Annotated in this window: 3 protein-coding genes and 1 pseudogene; 3 read left to right on the top strand and 1 reads right to left on the bottom strand. The window is 69.4% G+C overall.

The genetic code is table 11. The annotated features are described in order from the left end of the window. Positions 1-842, bottom strand: a pseudogene (locus NBZ83_RS30325) (hypothetical protein); the annotation flags it as partial. Between the two features lie 285 nt (positions 843-1,127). Here NBZ83_RS30325 and NBZ83_RS30320 point away from each other — a divergent pair. From NBZ83_RS30320 to NBZ83_RS30310, 3 genes are all read left to right on the top strand, one after another. Continuing rightward, complete coding sequence (locus tag NBZ83_RS30320) at positions 1,128-1,556, top strand: response regulator (RefSeq protein WP_261571205.1); 429 nt, start codon at positions 1,128-1,130, stop codon at positions 1,554-1,556. A gap of 407 nt (positions 1,557-1,963) precedes the next feature. Then, entirely contained in the window at positions 1,964-2,446 is a 483-nt protein-coding gene (gene bfr, locus NBZ83_RS30315; RefSeq protein WP_261559607.1) for a bacterioferritin, read from the top strand. 523 nt (positions 2,447-2,969) lie between these two features. Further along, complete coding sequence (locus NBZ83_RS30310) at positions 2,970-3,581, top strand: superoxide dismutase (RefSeq protein WP_261571204.1); 612 nt, start codon at positions 2,970-2,972, stop codon at positions 3,579-3,581. Positions 3,582-4,331 lie beyond the last annotated feature (750 nt).

The raw sequence follows: 4,331 nt of genomic DNA, 5'->3' as shown, positions 1-4,331 counted from the left end.
GCCCAGGAGGGGAGGCGGTCGAGGGGTGGGTCGAGGACGCTGTCGCCCGGATGGGCCTGGTCGCCGATCACCCGTTCGGCGGGCGACGCGGGCCCGCGGGCCACCGGCGCCGCGGTCGGGGCCGCCCTCGACGAGCGGGGATCGAGATGCCAGACGGCGACCGCCAGCCCGACCAGCCACAGGTACCACAGCAGCTCCCCGACGACGCGGCCGGTGACTGCGGCATCCACCCCAAAGGGCAGCAGGACCCCCCCGAGCACACCTCCCGCGGCAAGGGCGCCCCAGCCGGCGAGAGCGACGGCGGCCGGTTTCGGCAGGGCGGATCGCAGCGGTGGCCGCCGAGGCGTGGCGGCTCGCGCGGCGCGGGTCAGCAGGGCGACGGTCCAGCTCGCTGTCAGCAGGCAGGCGAGCACCTCACCGATCATCACTCCGAACAGGGTGCGTGCGGTGTCGAAGACGGCGGTCGCATGGTCCGCCTGGGCGGGGACAGCCGCGCGCCGGGCCAACGCGGGCACCGTGATCAGCCAGAACAGCAGGCCGGTGAGGTGCGCGCCGGCGGTCGCCGCACCCAGCACGGTCAGCAGCGGGCGGTGCGGGCCACGCGGCAGCAGGCGGACGATCCCGACGGTGATTGGCAACAGCAGACCCGCGGCGACGCCGGCGAGCCCGACACCGATGCCGATTGCCAGCCAGTGCTCCCGCACCAGCGCGAGGGTGTCGGCCGGCGGAGCGCTGAGCACCTCGGGGTAGTCGAGGGTATGACGCAGCTCGGTGAGGCCGACCGCGCCGGACACCGCGCAGACCAGCAGCATAACGGCGGTGGCGCGCTGGCCCGTGGACATCGAACGCGGCTCCTCCCGACCGACCCGGGCTGGCGGGGTGGTGGCCGGGTAGGTACCCGCCGGGCGAACCAGCCACCCCCGCGCCGCGGAAGTCGTGGCGGGATTGTTACACCACGTTACCGGTGGTGGCGGATGGCCCGCCGCCTGGCCGAGCCAGGCCGACCGTGGACCGCGAACAGACCTGGCCGAACCCGGCGCCCGGCTCGATATTGTGAACGTGCCCGCGAGCGGGCGACCCGCGCCGGTTCACCGAGACGTCGACGACTGCCAGGAGAGGCGAATTCAGTGTCCGCCACCGCCGTTCGATCGTTCCGGATCCTCCTCGTCGAGGACGACCCCGGTGACACGCTCATGATCACCGAGGCGCTGGCGGACCGGGGGTTCGACCGCGAGCTGCATGTGGCCGCCGACGGCGTCGAGGCGATGCACTACCTGCGCGCTCCCGCGGAGCCCCGGCCGGACCTGATCCTGCTTGATCTGAACATGCCCCGGATGGACGGTCGGGAGGTCCTAGTGTCGATCAAGGAGGATCCGGATCTGCTGGCCATCCCGGTAGTCGTCCTGACGACCTCGGAGGCTCCGGCCGACGTGCTGCGCAGCTACAGCCTGCATGCAAACGCATACGTCACCAAGCCCGTCGACTTCGACGCGTTCATCCAGGCCCTCCACCAGATCGATGACTTCTATCTCGGCCTGGTCCGCCTGCCCGGATAGCTGAGCGGGCCGCGTCCGGCGGTATTATCGGGCGTGGCGGGCCACCATCAGTCCGATTCTCAGGTACACCCGGCGGTGGCGAACCCGGCTGTGATTGCGGTGGATCGCCCCGCCGCGTGCACCACCTCCGGGTAGGCTTCCCTAACTTCGGGCAGCCTTACCTATATTGATGTTCTGAGCGTTGTGGCGGGTCGAGAGCGTCGGCTCGCTGCGAATTACGCATCCTTGTGATTTGCTGGTGCCTGGAGGTTCGTAAGCCTGCCCGGTCCGGTCGATCTGTGTCCTCGTCGTCGCAGATGGCCGGTGTCCGGTCGCGGGCCGCCGGGGTGCCCGGAGCAGCCAGCCGCCCGCCCCGGCGCGGTGTGGGGCGTCTGGCTGGAAACAGTCGACGGAAAGGTGTGGAACCGATGGCGACGCGTGGCGACACGGAAATCATAGAAGTACTCAACAGTGTGCTGACGAACGAGCTCACCACGATCAACCAGTATTTCCTGCACAGCCGGATGCAGCGCAACTGGGGCTACCGGCGGATCTCGGAGCACTACTACCACGAGTCCATTGACGAGATGAAGCACGCCGATCTGCTCATCGAGCGGATCCTGTACCTCGGCGGCCTGCCGAATCTGCAGCGCCTGCACACGCTGCGGATCGGTGAGACGGTCCCCGAGCAGCTCGAGATCGACCGGACCGGCGAATTCGAGGCCGTCGATGTGCTGCGTGGGGGCGCCGCGCTCAGCCGTGAGCGCGGCGACATCGGCTCGGCGGTCCTCCTGGAGCAGATTCTCGTTTCCGAGGAGGAGCACATCGACTGGCTTGACGCCCAGCTGGAGCTGATCTCCCAGCTCGGCGCGGCGAACTACCTCACCCAGCAGATCCACACCGACGACTGACGAGCCGGGCGGAATAGTTGGCCCCACCAGTGGGCAGGGGTCGCATCATGCCCCGATCCATCACCCCCGCGCGTCACGGGAACCGGCGGGTGTGCCTCACCGCGGCCCGCTGCGGCGGGTCGAGGGTGGTTCGCGAGGGTGGTAGCCCGGCTGGCGTGGCGGGTTGTTCCCTGGGTCACCGAATCCCGCCTTCCCTCTCACCACCGTCACGGACTGTTATTGGTCGGGGCTGTGGCCAATCCTTCCCGCGTGCTGGTGTCCGGTCTCGCTATGCAGGACCGATCCTCCTGGCGATAGTGTCCAGGCGGGCGATCGCAGCACCTGACTTCGACGTCCACAGGGGCCGCCAGCTCGGCGGCTCGCCGGAGAGGAGTGGGCCGATGGGCCTCGCCAGGCCCCGCCCGACCCCGGCCGCCCGGCCGGTGGCCGTCGGCGTCGTCGAAACCGCCCACCTGAACCGCCGGGAGCCCCCGCGTGGGTGCCCCCGAAAAAATCCCTTGCCAACGGAAAGGATCGTGCTCTAGTGGCGACGTACACGCTGCCGGAACTGAAGTACGACTATGGCGCACTGGAACCGTCCATCATCGGACAGATAGTCGAACTGCATCACGACAAGCACCACGCGGCCTACGTCAAGGGTGCGAACGACACCCTCGAGAAGATCGCGGAGGCGCGGGACAAGGGCGACTTCGGCGCCATCGTCGGCCTGGAGAAGACGCTCGCGTTCAACCTCTCCGGCCACATTCTGCACTCGATCTACTGGGAGAACCTCTCCCCGGACGGCGGCGACAAGCCGGACGGTGCGCTGGGCGAGGCCATCACCGCCGACTTCGGGTCCTTCGACGCCTTCAAGGCGCAGCTGAACGCCGCGACCACGACGGTGCAGGGCTCCGGCTGGGGCGTGCTGGCCTACGACGCCACCGGTCAGCGGCTGCTCATCGAGCAGGTGTACGACCACCAGAGCAACGTCGGCGTGGGCAACACCCCGCTGCTGGTGTTCGACGCGTGGGAGCACGCCTGGTACCTGCAGTACAAGAACGTCAAGGCCGACTATGCGACGGCCCTGTGGAACATCGTCAACTGGGCCGATGTCGCCGAGCGTCTCGCGAAGGCGAAGGCCGCGGCGGCCGTCTGATTGCAGCACCACCGCCGGTTGCGGCAAGGGCATCCCTTTCGGGTGATGCCCTTGCCGCTGTTCGTTTTTCTCCTGCACGTGATTCATGAATGTGATGTAGCGCACAGCGGGCCCGGGTTGACGGATGCCGGCTCGACTACCGAGGGTAGTAGGTATGTCTGTGGACGCACGTCAGTCCGTTCGACTCGGGCGCGAGGTCTCCTTGTTGCCGTCCCCCGCCCCGTGGCGCTGTCGCTGAGCTGATCCGCCGGGAGCCCCTACCGATCGTCGGCCCACCGCCGGACCTTCGACCGTCGACTGAGGGCCGGTCGCCGCGAGGCGCCCTCGCTTTCGCCAACCTGCTTCACGCCCGCCTCGCGTGCCGGCGCCACATCGTCCTTCGACCGGCGGACCGGTCATGCCGTGGAAACCCCGTCCACGTGTCCGGTGCTCGGACCGGCGGGGGCGGAGCACCGGCCCGTCGACACGCCCGGAGACGACGTGCCGTGCCCCGATCGTGGGGCCTGATCCAGCCCACTCGTGTGACCCGTCCGACCGGCCACCCGCCGCACGACCACGCTCCTGCCGCGTCCGCGGCACGCCCGGTCACCAGGCCGCGGCGATCCGTTTCCTCCGAAGGAGACCAGGCGCCGATGATGTCGCCGTTCCAGCCCCAGCCCCCCGTCGATTGGCAGGCGGGCACGTATCCCGCCGTCGTGGCGCCGCGCTCCCCGAGCCCGCTCGGCGCGGCTACCGCCACAACCCCCACCC

Origin of the sequence: Frankia gtarii, assembly GCF_025403375.1 — a bacterium.
Lineage (GTDB): Bacteria > Actinomycetota > Actinomycetes > Frankiales > Frankiaceae > Frankia > Frankia gtarii.
The sequence above is the reverse complement of the archived record's forward strand: the minus strand, read 5'-3'. Positions and strand labels throughout refer to the sequence as shown.

Bases quoted from the DNA above. Each gene is read 5' to 3' on its own strand.
- bfr (WP_261559607.1), top strand. From the start codon at position 1,964: ATGGCGACGCGTGGCGACACGGAAATCATAGAAGTACTCAACAGTGTG.